The 25,070-nt window shown below is 62.7% G+C and carries 27 protein-coding genes and 1 pseudogene; 17 read left to right on the plus strand and 11 right to left on the minus strand.

Features of this window, described 5'->3' with window-relative positions; genetic code table 11:
• Positions 1-234, plus strand: a pseudogene (locus ACTJKQ_RS15125) (cytidyltransferase); the annotation flags it as partial.
• Positions 235-313: 79 nt separating this feature from the next.
• Here the strand turns inward: ACTJKQ_RS15125 and ACTJKQ_RS15130 are convergent.
• The 9 genes from ACTJKQ_RS15130 to ACTJKQ_RS15170 all read right to left on the minus strand — a co-directional run bounded on the left by ACTJKQ_RS15130 (position 314) and on the right by ACTJKQ_RS15170 (position 10,806).
• On the minus strand, positions 314-1,570 hold the full coding sequence (locus ACTJKQ_RS15130) for a Zn-dependent hydrolase (RefSeq protein WP_440597333.1): 1,257 nt from the start codon (positions 1,568-1,570) through the stop codon (positions 314-316).
• A gap of 24 nt (positions 1,571-1,594) precedes the next feature.
• A complete protein-coding gene (locus tag ACTJKQ_RS15135) occupies positions 1,595-3,079 on the minus strand; it encodes a M81 family metallopeptidase (protein ID WP_440597334.1) in 1,485 nt (494 codons plus the stop codon).
• Between the two features lie 39 nt (positions 3,080-3,118).
• Positions 3,119-3,820 carry an ABC transporter ATP-binding protein gene (locus ACTJKQ_RS15140; RefSeq protein ID WP_056058922.1) on the minus strand — a complete coding sequence of 234 codons (702 nt, stop codon included), beginning with the start codon at positions 3,818-3,820 and terminating at the stop codon, positions 3,119-3,121.
• Positions 3,817-4,593 (minus strand): ABC transporter ATP-binding protein, encoded by a 777-nt coding sequence (locus tag ACTJKQ_RS15145; protein WP_440597335.1) that lies wholly within the window; start codon positions 4,591-4,593, stop codon positions 3,817-3,819. The genes ACTJKQ_RS15140 and ACTJKQ_RS15145 overlap by 4 nt, the downstream gene beginning before the upstream one ends.
• Positions 4,590-5,600, minus strand: a complete 1,011-nt coding sequence (locus ACTJKQ_RS15150) for a branched-chain amino acid ABC transporter permease (protein ID WP_440597336.1) — start codon at positions 5,598-5,600, stop codon at positions 4,590-4,592. The genes ACTJKQ_RS15145 and ACTJKQ_RS15150 overlap by 4 nt, the downstream gene beginning before the upstream one ends.
• 5 nt (positions 5,601-5,605) lie before the next feature.
• Complete coding sequence (locus ACTJKQ_RS15155) at positions 5,606-6,466, minus strand: branched-chain amino acid ABC transporter permease (protein WP_440597337.1); 861 nt, start codon at positions 6,464-6,466, stop codon at positions 5,606-5,608.
• Between the two features lie 120 nt (positions 6,467-6,586).
• Entirely contained in the window at positions 6,587-7,792 is a 1,206-nt protein-coding gene (locus ACTJKQ_RS15160) for an ABC transporter substrate-binding protein (RefSeq protein ID WP_108498876.1), read from the minus strand.
• A gap of 204 nt (positions 7,793-7,996) precedes the next feature.
• Positions 7,997-8,755 (minus strand): response regulator transcription factor, encoded by a 759-nt coding sequence (locus ACTJKQ_RS15165; RefSeq protein WP_440597338.1) that lies wholly within the window; start codon positions 8,753-8,755, stop codon positions 7,997-7,999.
• A gap of 38 nt (positions 8,756-8,793) precedes the next feature.
• Positions 8,794-10,806, minus strand: a complete 2,013-nt coding sequence (locus tag ACTJKQ_RS15170) for an ATP-binding protein (protein WP_440597339.1) — start codon at positions 10,804-10,806, stop codon at positions 8,794-8,796.
• Positions 10,807-11,216: 410 nt separating this feature from the next.
• Between ACTJKQ_RS15170 and ACTJKQ_RS15175 the strand changes: the two genes are divergently transcribed.
• The 4 genes from ACTJKQ_RS15175 to ACTJKQ_RS15190 all read left to right on the plus strand — a co-directional run bounded on the left by ACTJKQ_RS15175 (position 11,217) and on the right by ACTJKQ_RS15190 (position 13,274).
• Complete coding sequence (locus ACTJKQ_RS15175) at positions 11,217-11,489, plus strand: hypothetical protein (protein ID WP_146191299.1); 273 nt, start codon at positions 11,217-11,219, stop codon at positions 11,487-11,489.
• Between the two features lie 47 nt (positions 11,490-11,536).
• Positions 11,537-11,800, plus strand: a complete 264-nt coding sequence (locus ACTJKQ_RS15180) for a hypothetical protein (RefSeq protein ID WP_108498061.1) — start codon at positions 11,537-11,539, stop codon at positions 11,798-11,800.
• Positions 11,801-11,859: 59 nt separating this feature from the next.
• Positions 11,860-12,114: a hypothetical protein gene (locus tag ACTJKQ_RS15185; protein WP_146191298.1), complete on the plus strand. Its 255-nt coding sequence runs from the start codon at positions 11,860-11,862 to the stop codon at positions 12,112-12,114.
• Between the two features lie 197 nt (positions 12,115-12,311).
• Positions 12,312-13,274 (plus strand): IS5 family transposase, encoded by a 963-nt coding sequence (locus tag ACTJKQ_RS15190; RefSeq protein WP_440597340.1) that lies wholly within the window; start codon positions 12,312-12,314, stop codon positions 13,272-13,274.
• A gap of 401 nt (positions 13,275-13,675) precedes the next feature.
• On the opposite strand, the gene ACTJKQ_RS15195 is transcribed toward ACTJKQ_RS15190, so the two are convergent.
• Positions 13,676-13,963: a hypothetical protein gene (locus ACTJKQ_RS15195; protein WP_143434382.1), complete on the minus strand. Its 288-nt coding sequence runs from the start codon at positions 13,961-13,963 to the stop codon at positions 13,676-13,678.
• On the minus strand, positions 13,960-14,889 hold the full coding sequence (locus tag ACTJKQ_RS15200; RefSeq protein WP_067513515.1) for a LysR family transcriptional regulator: 930 nt from the start codon (positions 14,887-14,889) through the stop codon (positions 13,960-13,962). Before ACTJKQ_RS15200 ends, ACTJKQ_RS15195 begins: the two co-directional genes overlap by 4 nt.
• A gap of 117 nt (positions 14,890-15,006) precedes the next feature.
• Here ACTJKQ_RS15200 and ACTJKQ_RS15205 point away from each other — a divergent pair, with 117 nt between their 5' ends.
• The 12 genes from ACTJKQ_RS15205 (at position 15,007) to ACTJKQ_RS15260 (ending at position 25,046) form a co-directional block, all read left to right on the plus strand.
• On the plus strand, positions 15,007-16,113 hold the full coding sequence (locus ACTJKQ_RS15205; protein ID WP_067513517.1) for a YeiH family protein: 1,107 nt from the start codon (positions 15,007-15,009) through the stop codon (positions 16,111-16,113).
• 161 nt (positions 16,114-16,274) lie between these two features.
• Complete coding sequence (locus ACTJKQ_RS15210; protein ID WP_008904227.1) at positions 16,275-16,706, plus strand: nuclear transport factor 2 family protein; 432 nt, start codon at positions 16,275-16,277, stop codon at positions 16,704-16,706.
• 120 nt (positions 16,707-16,826) lie between these two features.
• Positions 16,827-17,144, plus strand: coding sequence for a COG4315 family predicted lipoprotein (locus ACTJKQ_RS15215; RefSeq protein ID WP_231624607.1), 318 nt, complete (start codon positions 16,827-16,829; stop codon positions 17,142-17,144).
• Between the two features lie 46 nt (positions 17,145-17,190).
• Complete coding sequence (locus tag ACTJKQ_RS15220) at positions 17,191-17,694, plus strand: RNA polymerase sigma factor (RefSeq protein WP_008904230.1); 504 nt, start codon at positions 17,191-17,193, stop codon at positions 17,692-17,694.
• A gap of 19 nt (positions 17,695-17,713) precedes the next feature.
• The gene (locus ACTJKQ_RS15225; protein WP_067513519.1) at positions 17,714-18,613 is read left to right on the plus strand and encodes an anti-sigma factor family protein; all 900 of its coding nucleotides are present in this window, start codon (positions 17,714-17,716) and stop codon (positions 18,611-18,613) included.
• Between the two features lie 162 nt (positions 18,614-18,775).
• The gene (locus ACTJKQ_RS15230; protein WP_062405660.1) at positions 18,776-20,170 is read left to right on the plus strand and encodes a YncE family protein; all 1,395 of its coding nucleotides are present in this window, start codon (positions 18,776-18,778) and stop codon (positions 20,168-20,170) included.
• Positions 20,167-20,526, plus strand: a complete 360-nt coding sequence (locus tag ACTJKQ_RS15235; RefSeq protein ID WP_008904210.1) for a DUF305 domain-containing protein — start codon at positions 20,167-20,169, stop codon at positions 20,524-20,526. The genes ACTJKQ_RS15230 and ACTJKQ_RS15235 overlap by 4 nt, the downstream gene beginning before the upstream one ends.
• A 70-nt stretch (positions 20,527-20,596) precedes the next feature.
• Positions 20,597-21,130, plus strand: coding sequence for an RNA polymerase sigma factor (locus tag ACTJKQ_RS15240; protein ID WP_050813810.1), 534 nt, complete (start codon positions 20,597-20,599; stop codon positions 21,128-21,130).
• Positions 21,127-21,729 carry a hypothetical protein gene (locus tag ACTJKQ_RS15245; RefSeq protein ID WP_008904212.1) on the plus strand — a complete coding sequence of 201 codons (603 nt, stop codon included), beginning with the start codon at positions 21,127-21,129 and terminating at the stop codon, positions 21,727-21,729. Before ACTJKQ_RS15240 ends, ACTJKQ_RS15245 begins: the two co-directional genes overlap by 4 nt.
• An 85-nt stretch (positions 21,730-21,814) precedes the next feature.
• A complete protein-coding gene (gene sorT, locus ACTJKQ_RS15250) occupies positions 21,815-23,047 on the plus strand; it encodes a SorT family sulfite dehydrogenase catalytic subunit (protein WP_062405656.1) in 1,233 nt (410 codons plus the stop codon).
• Entirely contained in the window at positions 23,044-23,391 is a 348-nt protein-coding gene (gene sorU, locus ACTJKQ_RS15255) for a SorU family sulfite dehydrogenase c-type cytochrome subunit (protein WP_008904214.1), read from the plus strand. Before sorT ends, sorU begins: the two co-directional genes overlap by 4 nt.
• A gap of 845 nt (positions 23,392-24,236) precedes the next feature.
• Positions 24,237-25,046, plus strand: a complete 810-nt coding sequence (locus ACTJKQ_RS15260; protein WP_057268698.1) for an alpha/beta fold hydrolase — start codon at positions 24,237-24,239, stop codon at positions 25,044-25,046.
• Positions 25,047-25,070: the final 24 nt, after the last annotated feature.

The raw sequence follows: 25,070 nt of genomic DNA on the forward strand, positions 1-25,070 counted from the left end.
CTGCAGTCAGTGGCCGTGTTCGACCACCCCGACCGCAGCCAGCGCGGTCGCACCATCACGCATGCACACTACTTTGACCTGGGCGATGCGCCCTTCCCGGTGGTGCAGGCCGATGACGATGCAGCGCTGGTGCAGTGGATCCCCATCGACCAGCTGGCAGGCCTGGAAGAGGAATTCTTCGAAGACCACTTCCACATGCTGGACCACTTTCTGGGGCTGACGAAGCTGGACTGATCCGTTCCACCCGCTTTTTGCATCCAAACGGGTGCAAGCGCTACGGAATCATGTATCTGCCGCTATATTTTGTATAGCATTAGGTACCAGCCCGCTCCAGCATGGCGTGCAGCAGCACGTTGCATCCCGCCTCGATGTGCTCGGGTTTCGCATCCTCGATCTCGTTGTGGCTGATGCCGTCCTTGCAGGGGATGAAGATCATGCCGCTGGGTGCGAGCTTGGCCATGTACACGGCATCGTGCCCCGCGCCGGAGACGGCAGGCATGTGGCTGTAGCCCAGCTTGGCGGCGGCGCGGCCCACGGCCTGCACGCATTCGGGCTGGAAGAGCTGTGCGGGGTAGCTGGACACCATTTCGATGTGGACTTGCACGCCATGCTCCTTGGCCACTTGGTCGGCAAAGGCCTTGACCTCGGCGGCCATGGCGTCCACCAGCGCGTCGGTGCTGTTGCGCAGGTCGATGCTGAATTTGACCCGGCCCGGAATCACGTTGCGGCTGTTGGGGAACACCTGCACCATGCCCACGGTGCCGCGCCCGTGCGGCGGGTGGCGGTGGGCGGCGGCGACTACGTCTTGCATGATGCGTGTGGCGGCCAGCATCGCGTCCTTGCGCAGGGCCATGGGGGTGGGGCCTGCGTGGGCTTCCATGCCGGTGACGGTGCAGTCAAACCAGCGGATGCCCAGCACGCCGCTGACCACGCCGATGGTCTTGTCGTTGTCTTCCAGCACCGGGCCTTGTTCGATGTGGGTTTCGAAGTAGGCGCCAATGGGGTGGTCTCCCGGTTCCTGGTCTCCGATGTAACCGATGCGCTCCAGCTCGCCTTTCACGGTCTTGCCTTCGGTGTCGGTAGCTGCGTAGGCGTGATCCAGCGTGAAGGCTTTGGCGAACACGCCGGAGCCCATCATCACGGGCACGAAACGCGATCCTTCTTCGTTGGTCCAGAAGGCCACTTCGATGGGGGCCTCGGTTTCGATGCCATGGTCGTTGAGCGTGCGCACCACCTCGATGCCGGCGAGCACGCCGTAGTTGCCGTCGAACTTGCCGCCGGTGGGCTGGGTGTCAATGTGGCTGCCGGTCATGATGGGTGGCAGGCTGTTGTTGCGGCCGGGGCGGCGCATGAAGCCGTTGCCGATCTTGTCGATGGTGACGGTCATGCCCGCTTCACGCGCCCAGCGGGTCACCAAGTCACGACCCTGTTTGTCCAGGTCGGTGAGGGTCAAGCGGCACACGCCGCCCTTGGGGGTGGCGCCGATCTGCGCCAGCTCCATGAGTGACGCCCACAGGCGATCGCCGTTGATGCGCAGGGTCTCGATGTCGGGTTTGACTTTGGTGTCCATAGAAGCTCCAGAGATATAGCTCAGTCAGGGATATGTGAGCACGTCGCCCAACGGGTAGACGGGCTGGCGCAGGTTTTCGAACGGGAACAGCTGGTAGTCCGAGCTGGTCACGCCGGGGCTATCGCACTCCACCAATCCAGCAGAGAGCGGCACGAAGACCGGTCGGCAGTACATGCGCGACTTGAGCAGCAGGTAACGATATGCCGTGGGGTTCAGGCCCACACAAGAAAAAACGCCCAGATCCCACGGTTCGTGCGGCTGCTCCACCACCACGATCTGCGTGCCGCCGGCATCCAGCCAGACGGCACGTCCCATGGAGCAGCGCTGGCCGGTGTATATCGGGCCCGTCACGGTGTAGCTGCCGTCGCTGATGGCACGCACTGTGCCCTGCACCAGCACGGGCTCTTTGACAATGCCCAGCCGAGCCAGCGGCACCTTGTTGCCCAGGCGCACCGACACCTGCGCGCCCACACCGGCCGCCACGAGCTGCTCAACGGCCTCCGGATCAGACAGCGGCCCCGTGGCGATACCAGTCAGGCCATGCTGCCAGGCGGCCTGCAGCACGTCCATGGTGTCGCAGGTTCCTCCGGACATGCAGTTGTCGCTGTGATCCAGCAGCAGCACGGGCTTGCCCGCTCCTTCGGCCATGCGCTGCGCCCGAACGAAGGCTTCGGCCAAGGGCTCGCTTGCATATACGTAGCCTTCACGTTCCGCCCAGATCTGGGCAGCCACGCGGTCCAGCGCAGCGGCGCACAGCGCTTCACCCTCGGCAGTGCATTCCGCCGTGGCCACTACGCTCACGCATGGTGCGGCGATGTCGGCCAAGGAGAAGCCTGCAAAGATGGTCATGGCCAGCACACCCTCCCCTTCAGCCTGCCGCGCCGATGACACGGCGGCGGCCATAGCGCCACCCAAGGTCGTGCTGCGCAGGGTGTGACTGAGCAGGGGCAACTGTCGCCAGCGCACGGCATAGCGCGTGCCTTGCTGCAACATCTGCAATACGAGACGTGCCGCGTGCTCGCCCGTTTCGTACATGTCCACATGCGGGTAGGTCTTGAACCCGACCATCACATCGGCGTTATCGACCATCTTCTGCGTGATGTTGCCGTGCAGGTCCAGTGCTACACCCAAAGGTACGCCAGGCGCAGCCGCCCTCACCCGGGCAAGCAGGTCTCCTTCCCCGTCCGGTGTGTTCTGCGCCACCATCGCGCCATGCAAATCGAGCAGGATGGCATCGCAACCCACCGCTGCGGCGACGATGCGGTCCGTCAACTGGCGGTAGGCGTCGGCATCTACCGGTCCGCTGGGGTTTGCCGTGGCGGAGACGGGCGTCACGCACTGCGCCCCTACCCGCTTTGCTGCATCAATGAAAGCCGCCATCGCCGTTCGCATGCCGAAGTTGGCATGGAAGGCCGCCGCGTCGTACTCCGGCGCAAACGCCTTCAAGGGCGTGGGCACTGGAGAAAAGGTATTGGTCTCGTGGTTAAGACGAGCAATCAGAAACTTCATGAAACGCCCTTCGGGATTCAATGCGGGATGGGCCAGGGCTCAGGCCAAGCCCACGCCCAGATAACGGTCTTTGACCTCTTCATCGGCAAGAAAGCTTGCGTTGTCGGCTGTGTAGACGATGCGTCCTTGTTCCAGGATGCAATGGCGGTCGGCCAGTTGCGTGCAGACCTCCAGGTTCTGCTCCACCAGCAAGATGGCAACGCCTGCGGCCTTGATGGTCTTGAGCTGGGCCACGATTTCCTCCACGATCACGGGGGCCAGCCCCTCCACGGGCTCGTCCAACATGAGCAGCTTGGGGTCGTTCATCAGCGCGCGGCCGATCGCTAGCATTTGCTGCTCGCCGCCGGAGAGCTGCCCACCGCCGTTACGCTTGCGCTCCTTGAGCCTGGGGAAAATGCGGTACACGTCGTCCAGTTGCCAGGGTGAGCTTTTTCGCAGGCCCAGCATCAGGTTCTCTTCCACGGTCAGCAGCTTGAAGATGCCCCGGTGCTCCGGTACCAGACACACCCCCTGCCGGGCGATCACATGCGAAGCCTGACCCTGCAGCGGTTTGCCGGCAAATGCCACACGGCCCTGCGTGGGAGCGACTACCCCGGCGATGCTCTTGAGTGTGGTGGTCTTGCCTGCGCCGTTGCGCCCCAGCAGGGTGACCAGTTCGCCGTTACCCACCGTGAAACACACACCCTGAAGCACATGGCTTTTGCCGTAGTGGGCATGCAGGTTGTCAACATCGAGAATCATGCCTTGCCCCCTGTGATCATGTTGCCCAAGTACGCAGTCCGCACCCTTTCGTCGCTGCGTATGTCGTGTGGCATGCCTTCGGCCAGCACGCGCCCCAGCTGCATCACCGTCACGGTGTCCGAGATATCCATCACGATGTTCATGTTGTGCTCGATCAAGACCACCGTGTGTTCGTCGCGCAGGCTCTTGATCAAGCACTTCATGTCGTCCAGGTCATCGATGCCCATGCCCGACGTGGGCTCATCCAGGAAAATGGCCTTGGGCCGTGCAGCCAGGGCCATGCCCACTTCCAGCCGGCGCTGCTGGCCATGCGAAAGATTGCCAGCGGGGGTGTCTGCGAGGTTCTCCAGTCCCACCTTCGACAGAACGGCGTCAACCACCTGCGACTGCGCACGCGCCCCTACCGGCTCGTGCCAAGGATTCAGGGCGCGTGCAGGCTGTACGCCTTGTGCGCCAAGGCGCAGGTTCTCACGCACCGGCAAGCTCAAGAACAGACTGGTCACCTGGAATGAACGCGCAATGCCTCGCTGCACCCGCCGATGGTCTGGCTCATGCGTGACATCCTGTCCATCAAAAAGAATCCGGCCCCCACTGACTGTCTTGGTGCCGGTGAGCATATGGAACAACGTGGTCTTGCCAGCACCGTTGGGGCCAATCACCGAATGCACGGTATTCGCACGCACCTGGAGACTGACACCGCCCAGCGCTGCAAACTTGCCATAGTGCTTCTCGACATCAATGGCTTCCAACAAGATCGGGGTCTTTGGGCTCATGCCTGTTCTCCTTTCGCAGGAACTGCAGCTGCCGATGGCGCCACCACCATGCCAGCCGACTGTTTGCGATGCCCTTGCAGCCGATTCCAGACCGTTTCACCCAGGCCCCACAGCCCGCGCTGCATCCAGAGGCTCACGGCCATCAATGCAATGCCCAGCAGTAAAAGCCAACGCGGCCACAGTTGAGACAGCCAGTCGGCCAGCAGCAGGTAGAACGCTGATCCCAGCAGCGAGGCAAACAGGTTGCCCGTCCCGCCAATAACGGTCATCACCAGGATCATTTCACTGGTGTGGTACTCCGCGTTGGACAGCGGAGCCAGGCCGGTCATCATGGCATGCAGCGCCCCCGCGAGACCGGTGACAGCACCCGAGATCACAAACGCCTGCAGCTTGAGCAGCCTGAGGTTGTAGCCAATGGCAGCCGCACGCTCTTCGTTGTCTCGCACTGCCAGCAAGGTTCGCCCGAATGTCGAGCGTGACACCTTGAGCAGCAGCCAGAACACCACCAGAAAAATCAGCGAAACAAAACCATAGAACTGCCAGGGCGACGCCAACGTCCACAGGTCAAAGCCCAGGATGGACACATTGGGACGAGGGATATCCATCAACCCGTTGTCCCCCCCCGTCAAGCCGGTCGCCGTATACGCAATGAAATAGAACATCTGCGCAAAGGCCAATGTCAGCATCACAAAGTAGGTGCCACGCTGGCGAATGGCCACCCAGCCCACCACGGCCGCCCCGAGCGCTCCCATGACGGTGGCGAGCAGCAACGCAAGCGGCATGGGAACAGGCCAGCGGGTGAGTAGCAAGGCAACGGTGTAACTGCCCAGACCAAAGAAAATGCCCTGCCCGAACGAAAGCAAGCCGGTGAAGCCGAGCAGCAGATTGCATCCCATGGCCGCCAGCGCAAAGATGAGTACCTCGCTAGCCAAGGAGCCCGACTGCATCAGCAACGGCATGGCCACCACCACCACTGCTGCAAACAGGAAATGCGTGTATTTCTTCATGGGGTTCACTCCTTGCGGCCCAGCAGGCCGTGGGGACGCAGTAGCAGCACGGCCGCCATAGCCACATAGATCATCAGGCGGGCCCCTTCTGGCCATAGCGTGCTCATGATGCTTTGCACAATGCCGATCATCAATCCGCCCAGCAATGCGCCACTGAAACTGCCCAGCCCCCCCACGACCACCACGACAAAAGCTACCGCCAGGGCTTCAATGCCCATGAAGGGTTCTGCTCCACGAATGGGGGATGCAAGCACGCCGGCCAGTGCAGCGGTGGCTGCGCCCAAACCAAATACCAGGCTGAAAATACGCAGCACATTGATGCCGAGCAGCGAGACCATCTCGGTCGACTCGCTGCCTGCTCGCACAGCGCTACCGAGTCGCGTGCCCTCAAGAACCCACCACAGCAGCACTGCCAGCACCGAAGTAAAGCCGATCACGAACAGGCGGTACTTCGGGTAGATGAAACTGCCCCACATCACCACTCCCTGCAGCGCGTCGGGAACCGCCACGCTGTCACCCAGTGGGCCCCATTGCAGGATCACCAGCTCCTGGACTGCGAGTGCCAGACCCACCGTCACGAGGATGTGAAACTCATGGTCCGAGGCATACACGTGGCGCAGGACCAGCTTTTCCGTGGCCCAGCCAATCGCCCCCACCACCAGCGGCACCACTACCAGAGCCAACCAGAAGCTCATGCCCCATCGCGTCATCTGGTAGCAAAAATACGCTCCGATCAGGTAGAACGCCCCGTGCGCGAAGTTCACGAATCGCAGCAAACCAAAAACAATGGACAGGCCCACCGCCAACAGGAAATACAGCATGCCAATGCCGATTCCATTGATGACCTGTAGAAGGTAAATGTTCATAAAGTGCTCGGCCGAACGACCACCAGCCGCACCCTGTCGATGCCGCTGGGGTTCTCAAAAAAATGGGGCGGCCACAGCGCGCGCATGGGGCTATGCCCAGCCCGGCGGACGCCGCGAGGGTCAGGCGCGCTTGCAGCCCGTCTGGTCGATGGGCAGGAACGACTTGCCCGAACTGAGCACGTCCACGTAGTCGTCCTTGTTCTTCATCTTGGACTTGGCCTTGCCCTTGAGCAGGTAGTAGTTCTTGAGCACCTGGTGGTCCGCCTTTCGTACCTCTTCCTCACCGGTCAGACCCTGGTATTTGTGGCCCTCCAGTGCGGCGATCACGGCTTTTTGCTCCACGGACCCGGCCTTGATGATTCCGTCGATCAGCAGCTTTGTGCAGATATAGGAGCCCGCCAGGCTGTAGTTGGGGTTCATCTTGAGCTTGTCATTGGTGCGTTTGACAAGATCGCGGTTGAGTTCGGAATCCACCGTGTGCCAGTACTGGGCACCAAAGTAGATACCGTCGCACAGGTCAGCGCCCAGCGATTCGAACTGCTCCAAACCAGAGGCCCAGGCCACCAGGATCGTCATGTTCTTGTGCATACCAAAGCTCACGGCCTGGCGAAGCGTGTCGGCACATTGCGCGCCAAAGTTCAGCAGCAGCAGGACATCGGGCTTTGCGGCCAGAGCGTTGGTGATGTAGCCGCTGAACTCCTTCTCGGTCAGCGAGTGGTAGCTGTTACCCACATGCTCGATCCCCTTTTCCTTGAAGATGTTCTTGGCAGCCGACAGCAGGCCATCGCCAAACACGTACTGCGGTGTGATGGTGTACCAGCGCTTGGCCTTAGGCATGGAATCGATCAGCGGACGCACCGTCTGCTCGACGGCGCCGAAAGTGGGCACCGACCAACGGAAGGTCGCAGCATTGCAGTCCGACCCAGTGATTTCATCGGCCCCAGCCGTGGTCACAAACAGGCCGCCAGCCTTCTCGGCCTCCTTGCCCATGGCCAGGGCCTCGCCCGAAAGGATGCCGCCCGCGAAGAATCGAGCCCCTTGCTGCTGGGCTGCTTCCTGCACCTTGCGCACGGCTGTAGCGGGCTTGCCCTCTGTGTCCAGGAGTGTGTAGGCCAGCGGGCGATTGAGGGCTTTGCCATATTGCTCAATGGCCAGTCGCATCCCCATGTCGGCGAACTTTCCGTTGGCCGCAAAAGGACCGGACATCGGTACCGGACAGCCAAACTGAATGGCGCCCGGGGCCTGCGCAAAGGCGCTGCGGGTCAGGCCGATAGAGGCGGACAGCGCACTCAGTGCCGAGACTTGCAGAAGATGACGACGTTGCATGGAGGACTCCAGTGAGTAGAAGTGGGAGATCAAGAGTTGCCACCTCCATGGTGTCCAAGAAACCACCTTCCTGATCTTTCCAAATCTTTCATTTGGATTCATGCAAGCACAGGGTTAACCCAGCACGCTTTCTTTGCTGGCGCGGCCAAGCCGCGGCGCGCTCCCCGTCTGGTTTAGCGCCGCTTCAAGGGGATCACGGGAGTGTCAATGCAGCCGTTGAGTGTCCTGCACGAGCTGTGCTGAGGCTGTAAAGGCGTAGCCAATCTGGTGCAGCGTCTTGACTGGCAGAGGTTCAGAAAACGCTTCCGCTGCCTTTTTGCGCAGCCTCGTGAGAAGCAAGTTGAGCCGTTCAGCCCCGTTTTGGGCACGAGCACCAAACAGGTGAGTGCTGAGGTCGCGCTTGGGCACTGGCTGGCCATCCGCTCGCAGGAGTTGCTGCAAGAACATGAACTCGTGGGTCGTCAGTGGCAGACACTTGCCCTGCGGCGATGACAGTACCCAGTCCTTCATGGCCAGCACCCAGCACGCCGTCTTTGCGACAGGTATGGTCGCAGCAACCAGCGATCCTGCGGGGTCTACGGCTGTCCTGGGGGCAAGTCGGCTCGCCGTAGCGTCAATATTTGCAGCCAACTCCAGCAGGTTGACCGGCTTGACCAGGTAACGATCTGCCCCAGCACGCATTCCTGCCAGGCGATCGTCCAGTGAATCTCGGGCGCTGAGGATGATCACCCCCACCTCGGGTCTGGACTTGAGTAGCGACGCCACACTGAGGCCATCCTCACCGGGAAGCCCCAGGTCCAAGAGAACCACATCGACCGGCTGAACGGTGAAACCTTTGTAAAACGCCTCGGCGCTACCCGCACCCCAAACGCTGTAGCCCGAGTCGAGCAAGAACTCCTCGATGCTGTGCAGTTGATCGGAGTCGTCCTCTACGATAGCAATGCTGGGCTTGGATTGGGTCATGTTGCGAATACCTCCGGCACCTGTCCGGAATGCAACATTCAGGCCACCGGTGTCACATTCAACGGGATGTCGATCACAAAGCGAGTGCCTTGGGGTTGGACGGCCTGTAGCTGGACAGCCCCACCATGCAAGTCAACGATCCGTTTTACCAAAGCCAGCCCCAGTCCGGCACCGGGTTTGCCCTCTGCCGTACGGCCGCGGCGGTACTTCTCAAACACCAGCGTTTGCTCTTCCAGCGGAATGCCAGGGCCTTCGTCCTCAATGACAAAACGGCACTGGCCCTCTTGCTGGTGCACGCTAAGAGACACCGTTGCACCCACCTCGGAATACTTGAATGCGTTCGACAGCACGTTCATGAGCATCACGCGCAACAGCACGGGGTCGCCATTCAATGATGGCAACCCGGGTTCCACCGCCAGGTACAGCGGGTGCTCGGCAGACAGTTGGCCTCCGTTTTCCGTTACCCACAAGCACAACTCTCCCACGTCAACGGGTACTGGCTCTACCGCAAAGTTGTGGCTATCAATGCGGTCCTGGGTCAGGCAGTTGTCAAAGAAGTAGCTCAATCGCGCCGAGCCCCGCAGGATGCGTTGCGCCAATGCCAGCTGCGCAGGCACATCCTTGGAGCGCAGCGCAAGCAACTGCCCGGCGGTGTTGATCACCGCCAGTGGAGAACGTACCTCATGGGACAGCATGGCGATGAAATGGCGCTGGTCGGTCAGCGTCTGCTCAATCGAGGCCACAGCACTCTCCAACTCCTGGGTGCGTTGCGCGACCATTTGCTCCAGATCTTCGGCATGCTCCTTCAAATGCCCTGCCATGTAGCCCATGGAATCCGCCAGAGATCGTAACTCGCGAATAGGGCTGGATTTAGGCGCCTGGGCATTCCAGTCGGACTGGGTCAGTCTGACTGCCCAGTCACTGAGTACCTGCAAGGGTCTCACCAACCGGCTGGCCACAAATACCGAAAACAGCACTGAAGCCAGCAAGACGGCCAGCGTGGTGTAGATCGTGTTGCGTAGCACTCCCCGCAACGGCGTGTTGAAGCGGCTCTCAGGCAGGATGATCGCCATCGTCAGCACAGGACCGCGATCCAGCGCATGCGTCCACCAACGCGCCAGGTGACGCACACCGTCCACATCCATGAATCGGTTTCCCTCGCGTTGACCGCTCTGCAGGATGTGCTGCCCCAACGCACGCATCACAGGGTCGTGGCTTTGGTCGATGCGCACACGCTGCCCATCCACCAAAGCCGATACACCTGCAGACGGATCGTGCGAGGACATTGCAAGCAGTTCTCCCGAGGCCTCGGCCAGAAAGGCCCTGCCCCCGGACTCGGAGGCCAGCGCGGCCAGAAACTCGTTGAGCTGGGACAGCGCCACATCGGCGGTGACTACCCCGATCAAACTGCCATCGCGTGAGCGGACCGGAGCTGAAATCCCCATGCCAATTGCGGCATATGCGCCTTGCGCATCGTTGATCATGTAGCGATAAGGCGCGTACCATGCGACCCCATCATTGGCAATCGCTGACTGGTACCACGGACGGGTACGTGCGTCAAAGCCCACCTCGCTGCGGGAAATCAGCGTTGGCTCGCGACTCACGGCGTCGATGCGCAAAACCTCCATGGCCCGGCCATCAATGATCCGTGCGCGCAGCATGCGCAAAGCGCGGTCCTCCCCCAAAGGGGGACGGCTGCCGGCGTAGTACTGGCCATCAGGCATGCCCATGGATATGAAGGTCAGTTGGGGTTGCTGGTCGATCTGCAGCATGAACTGGCGCATCAACACGTCAGGTTGCTGAACCATCAGATATCCGGCGCGCACTTGCTCGACATTGAAAGCGACTACGCGCTGCGGCACATCAAAGAAGGAGACCACCTTTTCGCGGACCCTGCCTGAGACCTCGTCAGCCAATTGCAGCGCGAACTCTTCCATGGCACCCGTAGCAGAGCGATAAAACAAACTGCTGCTGGCAAGCACCAGGGGCAGCAAAACCGCCAATAGTGCGAGTGTCAGAAAAGTGCGCAGGGCAAGACGGCGAGTGAACATTGGGAGATCGAGGGTGTACAGGCGGTGCACCTCAGAGACACGCCTGTGCGCACGGTTCGGCGCGTTGCCTCGGATTCAATCACATGTACTCAACGCGGGGCCTTGAGCCTTTGTTTGTCGCCCCCATGCGACTCAACCTTACGGTGCGCCTACGCGCAGTGTCTTCGGATGCCAAGCTCAGTTCACGTACTGTAGAACCTGCCGTAGTCGTCTTCAGTCACTTGCCTGGCCGAGAACGGCAATTGCTCAGGCATTTAGATAGACCACATGGGGTCTGTTTCTTCCCTCTGTCAGTGCAGCAGTGACTCTGCCTACTGCTATCAGGAATGCCAGTTACGCAGCGATTGCCGTCCTCCAGACTTAGCCATCGAACGCGTACTATTGGCCAGAAGCAGCCATTCAACATTTACATGAATAACGAACTGCTCGCACTCATAGACGGCGCACTAGCCGACATTTACCCTATGGCGTTAGCCGGCCTGGAGCCCGCACAAAGCATTGAGCGTCAACTTGCCTGGTGTCGCGAATTTGCGTCGAGTGGCAAGCAAGGCCCCAGACCAGGACCTTTTTCTATGGGTCTCATCGCCACCCGGGAGTTCGACATGTATGGAAACCAACCTGAACTCGCCAGTCTGATAAATAGGATTCAGCGATTCGTTGAGGCTGAACTTGCAAGAGTCTGACACCGGCCACAATCAGACGTTAAATCAATTGGAAAGCGCCAGACTCCATGGAAGAGAAAACGGTCGAAGATGACCCTGTTTGCCTCGTTTTCATACCAGCCCTCGTCGCGATTTTGTATCGGCTGGAGAGTGAAAAGGGTTCGCCACTAACAGAATTGGAAGTACATGCCATCCGCGATAAGTCTGTGTGCATGAGCATGCCCTACAGCGCGGCTTTAGCTATGGAGCAAGAGCGGGGCTATCGAGATGTCAGGCCAGAGCACTGCTGGGAAGACTGGCAGGACGCGAGAGAACAACTTAAGAACAACTGACCGGACTGCAGCCAAACTGCCGAAAGCGGCCAGAAGTGGACATTCGAGGAGGAGGCAACGTGCGCGAAGCGAAGATTGCTGCTTGGTTCTTTTTCGTTGTGGGAGCCGGCTTGAGTTTGCTCAGCGCATGGGCGGCCGTCACATTGGCACCGCCGTCGCCAACCATCTCGTCGCTCCGCAACGGTCTGGCGCAAGTCTTGAAGGCAGCACTTGGTGTGCCTGCCGGCCATGTTGCCTACCACCTGTTTTGGACGGCCCTCGGCGCTTGCGTAGCCTACTTGGCGCTGCGAGTACTGAAAGACCAGTCGAGGTAAGGTCCCAAGGTCTCAGTCCGCTCAGTGCCCACCACCGCCCCCGCTACCATGACGCACATCGGCCATCAGCGGCCGTTCACGTCTCCGTGCCCATCGTCAAGTCAAGACTGATTGCTGCCACTTAGGGCTACGCTGAACAAGTTGAGAGGTGGCGCGAGGTTTGCATGTATCGAGACACCAGAGACACGAAGGTGAAGATGAAACAGCAAACCCTGGCGATGGCAGCCGATCAAGGCGACGGCTACGAGCAATACCGCAAGCTCACCAAGCGGGACACATTCCTGGCGACGATGGAGCAGATCGTGCCGTGGCAGGAGTTGTGCTCGGTCATCGAACCGCACTACCCCAAGGCCGGCAACGGGCGCCCACCGATCGGACTGGAACGCATGCTGCGGATGTACTTCGTGCAGCACTGGTTCAACCTGGCTGATGAGGCCTGCGAGGAGGCTCTGCTCGACAGCACGGCGCTGCGCCGCTTTGTAGGCATTGATCTGGGGCGTGAACGTGTGCCTGACGGGACCACGCTGCTGAAGTTTCGCCGCCTGCTGGAGAAGCACAAGCTGGGCGAGGCCTTGTTTGCCAAGGTGGGGGAGGTGCTGCAGGCCCGAGGCATGAAGGTGGGCACCGGCACCATCGTGGATGCCACCATCATCGGCGCGCCCAGCTCGACCAAGAACGCCGACAAACAGCGCGACCCGGAGATGCACCAGACCCGCAAAGGCCAGCAGTGGTACTTCGGCATGAAGATGCACATCGGCGTGGACAGCCGCACTGGGCTGGCGCACAGCGCTGTGGTCACGGCAGCCAACGTGCATGACAAACATCCATTGCCCGAGCTGTTGCACGGGAACGAGCAGCGTGTATACGGCGACAGCGCCTACGCCAGCCAGAGGGCGTTGATCGAATCGAAGGCGCCCCAGACCAAGGACTTCACCAACCAGCGCGTGCGCAGGGATGGCGAGATCGACGAGGTCGAGCGCTCGAAGAATCACAACAAGTCCAAGGTCCGCGCCCGAGTCGAACACGTCTTTGCCGTGGTGAAGCGGCTCTGGGGCTTTGCCAAGGTGCGCTACCGAGGCCTTGCCAAGAACGCCACACGTTCGTTCGTGGTGCTGGGTCTGGCCAACATCTACCTGGCGCGGCAGCGCCTCGCGGCATGAGTGCGCCCGTTGCGCACTCCAAGTGCGCAAGCACGGCCGGTATGGCCGGGGAACGCGGTCAAACCGCGAGGCTTCCCCGCGTCAGCGACCCATTGGGCAGCGGATCGCTCAAATCGGCTACTTGTTCAGCGTAGCCTTAGGTTCGACGGCAGAGTCCATGGGCGCCAACGCAAGCGGTCGCTTACCGGTCAGGATCTCAAGCGACCGATCGATTACCTGTACCGGTCGTTCGGCACTGTAGCGAAGTGCAAAGTTCTGGAATGGCCCTTTGCGTCACGGACGAAACGGTGTTCTGGACCATGGGCAGGCCTTCTTCAAGCGCCAGCAGGGAGGGCGAATCACTTCTTTTGGTCCTTCAGTGTCCGTAGCGCAATACCCGCCACCCGGGTTCCCAGTGCTCCTCAAAGTGCGTGATAGACGGGCAATAGTTCACTTTGACCTGATGCTGTTGCAACATTCTGATCATTGCTCTCGCCGCAAATAAAGAAGGAGACAAGGGGTGGCCGTTGGATCGCAATGCCCAAGACATCGCGCGCGGTATGTGGATATGCGGCAGTCTTGACCTCGCCATCCGCATCCGGCATTTGTGCAGGTGAGCCTGCCGTGAATCTCGTTGAAGGTGCGTGGATAAGCTTTGAGCGCCGACTGGCGAGCTGCTCAGGCCTGACCTCGATGGAGTCACATTTCATGGCGCCGTGTTCTCGGCGCCAGATACCTGGTCGACAAATGCCAGCAGCGAAGCGGTGGGCTGTTTGTCGCGATGCACGACCAGGTGAGATTGTCGGAGCTGCCGCGGCAAGGTCGTGGCGATGCGGCACAGGCGGCCGGCCTCCAAAGCGTCGCTCACGACCCACGACGAAAGGCAGGCCACGCCCATACCCGCCTCGGCCGCATGTTTGATCGCCTCCGAACTTCCCAGCTCGATGCTTCGACGGTAGGAGCGCAAGTGGGGCAGCAGACTTTGGTCGGTGGCCTCGCGCGTTCCCGAGCCCAACTCACGCACCAGCCAGACCCCTTCACGCAGTGTCCGCATTGGCACCCGCTCGCCGGCCAGGCTCATTCGTGCCCACGCGCTGTCGGGCGATGTAACGACCACCATCTCGTCCTGGTGCCATGGCGTGACGGCCAGCGCCGCTTGGTGGCAAGGCCCTTCGATCAGGCCCACGTCCAGTTCAAACGCAGCGACCGCGTCACAGATGGCCGCCGTGTTTCCGATCACGACCTTTGAGCGCCAGGCACTGGCATGGCCCGGTTGCGCTGCGACAAAACGGGCCAGCAGCCTGGGCAGCACATAGTTGCCGATGGTGGTGCTGGCGCCGATGCGCAGCGACTGCGCCTGGGCGCTGCCATCGCGGGACATCAACTCGATGCCGGCGGCACCGTCCAGCAGCGCCAGGGCCCGCGGCAGTAACGCACGGCCGTTGTCGTTGAGCAGCAGGCGCTTGCCCGCGCGGTCGAACAGGCGCAGCGACAGCAGCCGCTCAAGTTCATTCACGGCCGAGCTGGTGGCCGACTGCGACAGCGCGATCTCGGCGCTGGCTGCCGTGGTAGTGCCGCTGCGCGCAACCGCCACGAAGATCTGCAGCTGTCGCAGCGTGAGGCGAAGGGTATTCATGGCGGATTTGTTTGCAAAGCGATCAGATGGGTACATCTTAGCGATACAACCCGTTTGACGGGTCATCTATGAAGCCGGAAGCTTCGTCCTCATGAACTTCAACCGGAGGCAAGCAGCATGACCATCAACGTACTTCCTGAGCCACGCACATCGGCCTCTGCATCGGCTTTCGCACGCATGCTCCCCGGCCTGGCCCTGAGCGGCGCCTTGGCTGCCACCGGTATCGCGCTGGGCCGCATCGCCTGGCTGCAGGACCATGGCTTCAGTGCGCTGACGCTGGCCATCGTGCTGGGCATGATCGTGGGCAACACGGTTTACCCGTGGGCCCCGCGCTGGGCGGTAGCCAGCGGCGCCGGCGTCAACTTCTCCAAGCAGAACCTGCTTCGCCTGGGCGTGGTGCTGTACGGCCTGCGGCTCACCGTGCAGGACATTGACCATGTTGGCATAGCTGGTGTCGCCATCGACGCGATGATATTGGGCTCGACCTTCGCACTGGCCTGCCTCATCGGCACGCGCTGGCTGGGCCTGGAGCGCAAGACGGCGATGCTGATCGGCGCTGGCAGTGCCATCTGCGGCGCTGCTGCGGTGATGGCCGCCGAGCCGGTGGTCAAGGCGCGCGCCGAGCAGGTCACGGTGGCGGTGGCCACGGTGGTGGTGTTCGGCACGCTGGCGATCTTCCTGTACCCGGCGCTGTTCGAGCTGAACCGGCACTGGGCGCTGATCCCCGGCGGCGCCAACGGGTTCGGCATCTACGTCGGATCGACCATCCACGAGGTGGCCCAGGTGGTGGCCGCAGCACGTTCGGTGGGCCCGGACGCAGCCAACTCGGCCGTCATCGCGAAGATGGTTCGAGTAATGATGCTGGCGCCGTTCCTGGTGATGCTGTCGGCTTGGCTGGCGCGCGACAGCACCCTGCAAGCCCTGGTGGAGGCAGAGCATGCTCACGCCAAGGGTCAACTCGCTGTGCCCTGGTTCGCCTTCGGCTTCGTCGCGGTTGTGTTGCTCAATTCGCTGCAATGGCTGCCGGCGTCGGTGGTGGCAGTGACGATCGAGATTGACACCGCGCTGCTGGCGATGGCGATGGCTGCGCTCGGCCTGGCCACGCACATCGGCGCCATTCGCAAGGCCGGGGCCAAGCCGCTGCTGCTGGCGTTGATCTTGTTCGGCTGGCTCATCGTCGGAGGCGCGCTCATCAACCGCTGGGTGCCGGCCCTGCTGGGCTGAAGCCTCGAATTCACGGCCCAGGGCCCTGACCCTAAATTTCTTTGCACGCTCTGGAATAGACCGCATGCCGACGCCGTCTGCTCTTTTGTCGGGACCTATCGGACCCTTCGTCCAGCACTCACCCCCCTTCACTTCACACCAACCCTTCATCGGAGCCCACAATGTTCAAGACTTTCGCTTTCGCCGCCACCGCCCTGACGCTCGCCTCCGGCAGCGCCTTCGCCGCCCCCAGCGACGACGCCCGCACGCACTTCCAGGCCATCGCCTCGGGCGACACCCAGATCGTCATGCGTGCCTATGCCGACCAGGCCCAGCTGAACTGGGTAGGCGGCCCACTCGACGGCACCTATGCCACCACCGATGCCATTCGCGGCACCTGGGAGAAGTTCGGCAAGGCCGTCGGCCCACTGAAGCTCACAGTCGGCCAGATTGAAGAATCGGCCAACCCCAAGGGCGCCACCGTCTCGGCCAACGTCGTCTTCGAAGGCAAGATGCCCATCAAGGTGCGCTACGTGCTGACGTTCCGTGAAGGCAAGATCGTCAGTGAAACCTGGCAGATCGACCCCAAGCTGGCGGTGGCTGCGGCTTACTGAACGGCACGCAGCGTGGCTACTCTCCACCAGACCCTAAAGGACAACCCCATGAAGCACCTTTCGACTCTGGCCGCGCTGCTGATCACAGCGGCTTCCTTCGCGGCACCACTCACCGGCGCTATGGCTGCCGACGCGCCGGCCAAGCTCGCCAACGGCGCGCTGGTCGACGCCAAGGGCATGACGCTCTACACCTTCGACAAGGACGTGGCAGGCAGCGGCAAGAGCACCTGCAACGGCGGCTGCGCCGCGCTGTGGCCGCCCGCGATGGCCGCCGCCAGCGACCAACCCGCCGGTGCATACACGATCGTCATGCGCGACGACGGTGCGCGCCAGTGGGCCTACAAGGGCAAGCCGGTCTACACCTACCAGGCCGACCAGAAGCCCGGCGACCGCGCCGGCGACAACTTCAAAGACGTCTGGCACATCATCAAGGAATGACATTTGCTGTCGACTTCCGTCCAGTCCCTCAGGCCACGACCCCCCGATGCAAGACGACGCAAGCCTGCTGAGCTGGGTGCCGCGCCTGCGCCGCTATTCGCGCGCGCTGGTGAACAACCGTGACGACGCCGACGATCTGGTGCAGGACACGCTGGAGCGGGCCTGGGCCAAGTCGAACCTGTGGGGCGGCGTGGCCGACATGCGCGCCTGGCTCTTCAGCATCATGCACAACCTGCACGTCGATGGCGTGCGCCGTCCCAGGCTGCACACCGTGACCATGGACGACGACACGCCCGAAGTGCCGGTGGCGCCGACACAAACCGACAGGCTGGCTGTACTGGATCTGCAGGCTGCACTGGACTTGCTGCCCGTCGAGCAGAAGGAAGTGCTTCTTCTGGTGACGCTGGAAGACATGGCCTATGCCGATGTGGCGCAGGCCCTGGGTATCCCCATCGGCACCGTGATGTCGCGCCTGTCGCGAGGCCGTGAGCGCCTGCGCGGCCTGATGGAAGGCCGCGCAGAACCGGTGCGGCTGAAAGTCGTCAAATGAATATGTTGCGAAGCAACCCATGAATACCGACCGTCCGCCACCGTCCATTCCCCCGGTCACCGAGGCCGACCTGCATGCGTTCGTTGATGGCCGCCTGCCCGCTGAGCGCCAGGTCGAGATCGCCGCTTATCTGGCCGCACGCCCTGAAGACGCGCAGCGCCTGGAGGCCTACCGGGCGCAGAAGCGCAAACTGCACGCCTTGCTCGATCCCGTGCTGGATGAACAGCCGCCGCAGCGCCTGCTGAAATCGGCGCGCCCGCGCGCCGTGCCGCAGACGCCTTGGTACCTCCAGCGCCTGGCCGCTGGGATCGCCATCGCCGTCATCAGCGGCGCGACTGGCTGGGGCTTGCGGGGCGGCCTGCCCGCGGGGGGCGACGATGCCGGCCGCATGGCCGCCGCGGCACCCGCCGAGCGCGGCCTGACGCTGGCGTCAGCGGGCGGCTTCGCGCAGCGCGCGGCGGTGGCTCACGCGGTATACAGTCCCGACGCGCGCCGCCCGGTCGAGGTGGACGCGGCGCACGAGGACCAGTTGGTGGCATGGCTGTCCAAGCGCATGGGCGCGCCGATGAAGCCGCCGCACCTGCAGGCCCAGGGCTACACGCTGGAAGGCGGGCGCCTGTTGCCGGGTGGCCAGGGGCCGGTTGCGCAGTTCATGTACCGCAACGAGCTCGGCAGCAAACTGACGCTGTACGTGTCCAACGATGTCGCCGACGTGGGCAGTGCCGCGGGGCCGGACAAGGCACTGCAGGCCGGCGTGAAGAACACAGACACGGCCTTCCGCTTCGCACGCGAAGGTGCGGTCAATGTCTTCTACTGGGTCGACGGTCCCTTCGGCTACGCCCTGTCGTCCGACGCCGACCGCAGCGTGCTGGCGCAGGTGTCGGCCGAGGTCTATCGGCAACTTGGCACCCCGCGCTGAAGGCCAGGGCGGCGTCGGCGCGACGCGCTGTCGGCTCGCGCCAGGGAATGAAACGGCCTGAGCCGCGCTCTTGACCTGAAGCAAGCGCTGGGCAGTGGTTCATCGGCGGCTGCCGGCTAACGACCCAAGCGATCACTCTCCACACCAACTCAGAAAGCACACATGACCACCCAACGCCGCGACATTCTCAAGTACACCCTGGCCGCCGCGGCAGCCAGCGCGCTGCCCGCAGCACATGCCCAGGCCCCGTCCGGCGCTTCAGCGGGAGCCGCAGCCACCGGCATCGACCCGCGCGACCGCGTCTTCATCACCAATGAAGACTCCAACACGCTGGTCGTCATCGATCCGAAGACGAACACCGTCGAGAGCACGATCAACCTGACCAGCTTCGACGAAGACCCGCGGCCTCCATTTCGCTACGTCACCGCCGGCGTGGCGCCGACACACGCGGCGATGATCCACAAGCCGCTGTACCACGGCTGCATCGACGCCCACGGCGCGGTGCCGTCGCCCGACGGCCGGCTGCTGGCCACCAGCGGGCGCGGCTCCAGCAACATTTATCTGATCGACGCCGAGCAGCGCCGCGTCATCGGCAACACACCCAACCCTGCGTCTGGGCCCACCACCAACCCCGAGCGCCTGAGTAGTGGCCTGCTGCTGGGCCGCGAACCGCACGAGCCCACTTTCACGCGCAACGGCCGCGAGCTGTGGGTCACGCTGCGCGGTGAAGACCGCATTGCCATCGTCGGCGTCGATCGTGCCGTTCGCCAGCTCAAGGGGGCCGACAGCCCGGGCTCCAGCGCGGTTCGCCAATACCTGCCCACACTGAGCGGCCCGGCGCAGGTGTGGTTCAACCGTGAGGGTACGTTGGCCTTTGTGGCCAGCCAGAAGGTGTCGAAGATCGACGTGTTCCGCGTCAACCCCGGCGCGGATGGCCACAGCCAACCGCAGCGGCTGACCACGCTGGACATCAGCGCACAGGACAAACCCGGCTTCACGCCCTTCATGAAGACCACACCCGACGGTGCCGAGGTGTGGTTCTCGCACAAGCTGGCTGATGCGGTGTCTTGCCGCTCGACGCAGGGTGGCTTCGACCTGATCGACACCGTGCCACTCGGCATGGGCGCTCGGCCCAACCACGTTGAGTTCGTGCGCAATGCGCGCGGCAGCGTGGTCTATGCCAGCCTGGCGCGCATCGACGATGGTGGCCCCGGCGGCGTGGCGTCGAGCCCGATCGCCATCATCGACCGCAGCGCTCCGGGCGGACAGCGCAAGGTGGTGGGCACCTTCTCCAGCCGTGGCCGCGAGTCGCACGGGTTGTGGACCAACCCCGAGAACACGCTGCTGTATGTGGCCCACGAACAGGACGAGCTGCCCGGCACGCCCAACGCGGGCCAGACCGTGTGCAGTGCATTTGATGTGAGCGACCCGCTGCGCCCGACCTTCATTGCGCAGATCCCCCTGGGCAATCTGACGCTGCCCTCTGGCGCGCTGCGCAACAAAAAGAGCATCAACCTCGTCTACGTGCGTGTGGGCGAGAAGGGCCAGACGGCATGAGCGGCGCGCACACCAGCCACGGCGCCAGCGCCGCGCACACCAGCGCATTCCAGCGGGATATGGACGAATCGATGGCCCGCATGATGCAGGCCATGCACAGCCCGGGCTACGCAGGCCAGGCCGACCAGGACTTTCTGGCGATGATGATTCCGCACCACGCCGGCGCTGTGGACATGGCGCGGCTGGTGTTGCAGCATGGGCGCGATCCTGTCACCCGGCAGTTGGCCGAGGAAATCATTGCCGGGCAGACGGTGGAGATCCAGAGCATGCAACGCCGACTGCACACCCTGCAGCAGCGCACAGCCAAAGGTGCGGAAGCGGAATTTCCGTCGCTGGGTGGGACGCGGGGGCCTTGATCGACAGCCCTAGGGAAAGTACCGATGAGCGCCACGGAATGAACCAAGCCACGCAGCGCTCTTGATCACCATGCTGTTCCAGTCTGCCGAGTCCCGCTATAACCAATGGGTGCGTGAGCACTACCGTTTTTTGCTGCGCAGTGCGTGGGCGCTCACTGGTTCGCGCGCCATTGCCGAAGACGTGGTGCAAGACTGTTTTGCCAACGCCTGGAAGCACCGGGAGCAACTGCGCGACGCTGCGCTGGCACGGGCTTGGCTCTTTCAGATCATGCGCCGCGCCGCCTTTCGCCAGGCCGCACCCAGCATGCAGTCGCTGGACGATGAAGAGCAGCCCGAGCAAGCGGCGCCCGACGCGGGGCTGGACGACAAACTCGATGTCGTCAAGGCGCTCGCGCGCCTGGCGCCCATCCACCGCGAGGTGCTGGTGCTGTTTTATTTCGACGACATGCCCACCGCCCAGATGGCCGAGGCGCTGGAGATCGCGCCCGGCACGGTGTTGTCGCGCCTAGCCCGTGCGCGCGACGCTTTGAAGCTGGCCATGGGGGTACCTGCGACACCCAAGGCCGATGTCAACGTTACCCCGTTTCGCAGGACCAAGACATGAGCCCCGATACCGACGCGCCTTTCCTGCCCGACAGCGAATTCGATTTGCGCGCGCGCGCCGAGTTGGCGATCGCCTTCGAGGCCAGCGACGCACCGGCACACCTGTACCGAAAGCCGCAGCCGCTGCTGGCGCGACGCGGCTTGCAGCGTTTTCTGGCGGCGCTTTTGCTGGCCGGTGGCACCAGCGGCGGGGTGCTCGCCGTGCGACCGCCAGCGATGGTGCGCGACGCGATCGACCACGAATACCACGAGCGCAGCTTGCGGGGCAGTTTCATGGAGCAGCGCCAGTTGCTCATGCACCTGGGCATGCGGGACGCCAACGTGGTGCCCGGGTTTCCCCAACTCATGCGGCCATGCGATATCGAAGGTCACCTCGCTTACCACCTCACCACGTTCTTCGAGAAGGGCGGCATGGTGACGGTGTATGCCTTTGACCAGCCTGTGGACCTGCGCGAGGCCAGCGGCTGGTGGAGCAACGTGCACTGGAAGGTGATCCGCTCGCGCGAGGGCAAGCCCTTGTTGCTGGTGGCCCAGAAAAAGAAGGCACTGGCGGTCGCGCAGACGGCACTGCAGGCACCTCCCGTGTCCGGGCCAGGCTGAGGCACCGCGTCCCTGTCAACGAATCAACCGCTCACCCCTTTCACCCCAACCGGCGCACGACGCCCAACCACCGGAGACCCCAGAAATGAACCAACAACCCACCTCGCTCCCCCGGCGCCACCTGCTGGCCGGCAGCGGCGCTGCTTTGGCTGCCGTTGGTCTGGCCAGCTTTGGCCGCACCGCAGCCGCTGCTGGTGAGACCGCGCCCGTCGCCGTGGCCGGTGCTGCCAAGCCTCTGCCAGCGTACGTGGGCTGGAAGGACCCGGCCAGCCTGATCGTGCACAGCAGCACCACCATTGAGACCAAGCGCAGTGTGTTCGGCACCAGCGTAATCACGCCGTCCGAGCAGCTCTACATCCGCAACAATCTGCCCGCGCCCGACGCCTCGATCCTGGGCAACCGCGATGCCTGGGAGATCAACATCGAGGGGGTGAAGAACCCGCGCAAACTCACGCTGGGCGACCTCAAGCGCATGGGCATCGAGACCACGGCGATGGTGTTGCAATGCTCTGGCAACGGACGCGGCTACTTCCCCAACAAGCCCAGTGGAACGCCTTGGCAAGTGGGCGCAGCAGGCTGTGTGGTGTGGAGCGGTGTGCCGGTGCGCTGGGTGGTGGATGCCCTGGGCGGCGTGGAGGCCGGCATGGCCTACCTCACCGGCACAGGCGGCGAAAAACTCCCCGATGGACTGGACCCCAAGAGCGTGATCGTGGAACGCTCGGTGCCTGCTGCCGCACTCGCCGATGCCCTGCTGGCCTGGGAAATGAACGGTGTGCCGATTTCGCTGGCCCACGGCGGCCCACTGCGCTTGATCGTGCCGGGTTACACGGGCGTGAACAACATCAAGTACGTCAAACGCCTGGCCTTCACCGCTCAGGAGACCGACGCACGCATCATGTCGCACGGCTACCGCATTTCACCGCCCGGCGCGAAGGGCGACCCGTCGCAGCCATCGGTGCAGGAAATGACGGTGAAGTCGTGGATCAACGGTCCCGGCACGGACGGCGCCCCGCTTAAAGCGGGTGACACACAGATCCATGGCGTGGCGTTTGGCGGCATGAACGCGGTGGCCAAGGTCGAGGTTTCTCTGGACGGCGGAAAAACCTGGCAGCTCGCGCGCATGGTGGGGCCCGACCTCGGCCGCTTTGCGTGGCGGCAGTTTGTTTTTGCGGCGCGCCTGCCGGCGGGCCAGTTCACCCTGGCGAGCCGAGCCACCGACACCGCAGGCAACGTGCAGCCCGAACAACGCATGGAAAACGCGGGCGGCTACAACAACACCAGCTGGGCCGACCACGCCGTGAAAGTGAGCGTGGCATGAAGCGCACAATCCAAAAACACGCGTTGGTCGCTGCCCTGTGGTCGTTGGCATTCACAGTGCTGCCCGTGCACGCCGCCGACGATGCCGCGCAACTTCAACAAGGCAAGGTGTTGTTCGGCCAAGGCGCGGTGCCTGCCTGCGCCCTGTGCCATGCGCTCAAGGACGCGGGAGCCGAAGGCGCCGTGGGCCCCAGCCTGGACGAGCTCAAGCCCGATGCCAAGCGCGTGGCCACCGCGCTGCGCAACGGCATTGGGCAGATGCCGTCCTACAACGGCAAACTCAGTGATGCGCAAATTGCCGCCCTGGCGGCCTACGTGGCCAAGGCTTCGGGTGGATCAAAGTGATGGCTGGTTGGCCACAGCGCTGCTGCGCCAACTGACAAAAAGGACGGGATCACCTGCAAACAGCGATCCCGACTGAGTGGCTGACCCAGGGCGGGTCAGCCACTCACCATCACTTGCCTGGTTTGATGTCGGGGACCACCATCCAGCCAGCCCCCATCATCACAACCGCCGGGAACTTCTCGCCGGCCTAAGTCTTGCCCAGCATGGCCTTGTGCTCGCGGTAAGCCATCAACGCTGGCGACACGCCCAGGTGATTGATCGCACCATGCTTGATGCTGCTGCAGTCTTGCTCGTCGAGCTTGCAGATCTCTGCACGCTGTTGTCAACTCTCTAGCAATGTCAACTGCGCGCCTGAAACCTGTCTCTGCGCATTACCACGATGCATGAATAGGAGTGATCGCAATCCGGCACGCCAAGGGCATTCACGTTGAAAACTCGAACGGCAGCAACCGCTGCCAAGCGGCACTCTGGTAGGCGGTCCCAAGACTGACTGCAGCCACTCAGGTTTTGCAGACCGATGGCAGCCGCCGCCGGAACCTGACATTCGCCATCCTGCGAGGCGAGCGTCCGCTGCACCTTCAGCACCGGCCATTCAACATCGACGTGCCGCTCAAGGTGCCGAGTTGATCTGCCCCCCCGCCAGCCGGAAGAGGCTGAAGTGAGTGAAGCCCATCGACTACCAGAAGAATGACGGAGATGAGACATGTCTGCGTTCGTGGCGGTTTGTGGTGAACGCGGGGCGCCGCTATGCCGCGAAAAGTCCTGAATCAATGGCCTGTGGCAGAACGCTTAAAGTCTTGACCACCCCGCGGTAAGGTTCACCACCCTGTTTTCAGCTTAAGACCATGAACGTCAACAAACGCAACAACGTCAAATCCTTGGGAAACAGCGGGCCAGCGATTTTGTTTGCCCACGGGCTTGGCTGTAGCCAATCCGTATGGAGCCGCATCACGCCCGCTTTCGCTGGCACACATCGCCAAATCTTGTTTGACTATGTTGGAAGCGGCAAGTCGCAGCTATCGGCCTTTAGCGCAGTTCGCTACAGCAGCTTGGCCGGCTACGCGCAAGATGTTCTGGACGTGTGCGAAGCGCAAGGGCTGCAGAGCGGCGTCACATTCGTGGGCCGCTCGGCCAGTTGCAACGTCGGACTGTTGGCTTCGATATCACGCCCTGACTTGTTTGATCGCTTGATATTGGTGGGGCCCACGCCCTGTTTCTTGAACTATCCGCCCGAATATGCCGGAGGCTTCGAGCGTGCCGACCTCCAAGGCCTGTTGTCGCTGATGGATCAGGACTACATCGGCTGGGCCAATCACCTATCGTCCGTGGTGGCGGGTGCCGCGCAGGGCGAAGCGTTGGCTGGTGAGTTTTACGACAGTTTTTGCTCCACGAACCCGGTCGCGATGCGCGTATTTGCGCAAACCACCTTTTTTGCTGATAACCGGGCTGACCTGCCCCAGGTGTCTCGCCCCTGCCTCATTCTTCAGCACCAGGAAGACAGCCTGGTTCCGCTTGCGGTGGGTGAGTATCTGAACCAGCAACTGAAGGGCAGCATCTTGGAAGTCATGGACGTGGCGGGTCACGCTGCTCACATGAGTCACCCCGCGCTGGTGATCGATGCCATGCAGCGCTACATGGCCACAGACCATGCTTGATGTTGATTGGATTAAATCTCCGTC

The organism is Acidovorax sp. 22279 (genome assembly GCF_052045435.1).
Taxonomy (GTDB): Bacteria; Pseudomonadota; Gammaproteobacteria; order Burkholderiales; family Burkholderiaceae_C; genus Acidovorax; species Acidovorax delafieldii.

Coding starts and splice junctions, on each gene's coding strand:
- ACTJKQ_RS15160 (WP_108498876.1), bottom strand. CDS start 7,792: ATGCAACGTCGTCATCTTCTGCAAGTCTCGGCACTGAGTGCGCTGTCC.
- ACTJKQ_RS15220 (WP_008904230.1), top strand. CDS start 17,191: ATGCAAGACGACGCAAGCCTGCTGAGCTGGGTGCCGCGCCTGCGCCGC.
- ACTJKQ_RS15240 (WP_050813810.1), top strand. CDS start 20,597: ATGCTGTTCCAGTCTGCCGAGTCCCGCTATAACCAATGGGTGCGTGAG.
- ACTJKQ_RS15150 (WP_440597336.1), bottom strand. CDS start 5,600: ATGAAGAAATACACGCATTTCCTGTTTGCAGCAGTGGTGGTGGTGGCC.
- ACTJKQ_RS15175 (WP_146191299.1), top strand. CDS start 11,217: ATGAATAACGAACTGCTCGCACTCATAGACGGCGCACTAGCCGACATT.
- ACTJKQ_RS15200 (WP_067513515.1), bottom strand. CDS start 14,889: ATGAATACCCTTCGCCTCACGCTGCGACAGCTGCAGATCTTCGTGGCG.
- ACTJKQ_RS15235 (WP_008904210.1), top strand. CDS start 20,167: ATGAGCGGCGCGCACACCAGCCACGGCGCCAGCGCCGCGCACACCAGC.
- ACTJKQ_RS15230 (WP_062405660.1), top strand. CDS start 18,776: ATGACCACCCAACGCCGCGACATTCTCAAGTACACCCTGGCCGCCGCG.
- ACTJKQ_RS15205 (WP_067513517.1), top strand. CDS start 15,007: ATGACCATCAACGTACTTCCTGAGCCACGCACATCGGCCTCTGCATCG.
- ACTJKQ_RS15190 (WP_440597340.1), top strand. CDS start 12,312: ATGAAACAGCAAACCCTGGCGATGGCAGCCGATCAAGGCGACGGCTAC.
- ACTJKQ_RS15215 (WP_231624607.1), top strand. CDS start 16,827: ATGGCTGCCGACGCGCCGGCCAAGCTCGCCAACGGCGCGCTGGTCGAC.
- ACTJKQ_RS15195 (WP_143434382.1), bottom strand. CDS start 13,963: ATGAAATGTGACTCCATCGAGGTCAGGCCTGAGCAGCTCGCCAGTCGG.
- ACTJKQ_RS15245 (WP_008904212.1), top strand. CDS start 21,127: ATGAGCCCCGATACCGACGCGCCTTTCCTGCCCGACAGCGAATTCGAT.
- ACTJKQ_RS15155 (WP_440597337.1), bottom strand. CDS start 6,466: ATGAACATTTACCTTCTACAGGTCATCAATGGAATCGGCATTGGCATG.
- sorT (WP_062405656.1), top strand. CDS start 21,815: ATGAACCAACAACCCACCTCGCTCCCCCGGCGCCACCTGCTGGCCGGC.
- ACTJKQ_RS15180 (WP_108498061.1), top strand. CDS start 11,537: ATGGAAGAGAAAACGGTCGAAGATGACCCTGTTTGCCTCGTTTTCATA.
- ACTJKQ_RS15210 (WP_008904227.1), top strand. CDS start 16,275: ATGTTCAAGACTTTCGCTTTCGCCGCCACCGCCCTGACGCTCGCCTCC.
- ACTJKQ_RS15165 (WP_440597338.1), bottom strand. CDS start 8,755: ATGACCCAATCCAAGCCCAGCATTGCTATCGTAGAGGACGACTCCGAT.
- ACTJKQ_RS15145 (WP_440597335.1), bottom strand. CDS start 4,593: ATGAGCCCAAAGACCCCGATCTTGTTGGAAGCCATTGATGTCGAGAAG.
- sorU (WP_008904214.1), top strand. CDS start 23,044: ATGAAGCGCACAATCCAAAAACACGCGTTGGTCGCTGCCCTGTGGTCG.
- ACTJKQ_RS15260 (WP_057268698.1), top strand. CDS start 24,237: ATGAACGTCAACAAACGCAACAACGTCAAATCCTTGGGAAACAGCGGG.
- ACTJKQ_RS15130 (WP_440597333.1), bottom strand. CDS start 1,570: ATGGACACCAAAGTCAAACCCGACATCGAGACCCTGCGCATCAACGGC.
- ACTJKQ_RS15225 (WP_067513519.1), top strand. CDS start 17,714: ATGAATACCGACCGTCCGCCACCGTCCATTCCCCCGGTCACCGAGGCC.
- ACTJKQ_RS15140 (WP_056058922.1), bottom strand. CDS start 3,820: ATGATTCTCGATGTTGACAACCTGCATGCCCACTACGGCAAAAGCCAT.
- ACTJKQ_RS15170 (WP_440597339.1), bottom strand. CDS start 10,806: ATGTTCACTCGCCGTCTTGCCCTGCGCACTTTTCTGACACTCGCACTA.
- ACTJKQ_RS15135 (WP_440597334.1), bottom strand. CDS start 3,079: ATGAAGTTTCTGATTGCTCGTCTTAACCACGAGACCAATACCTTTTCT.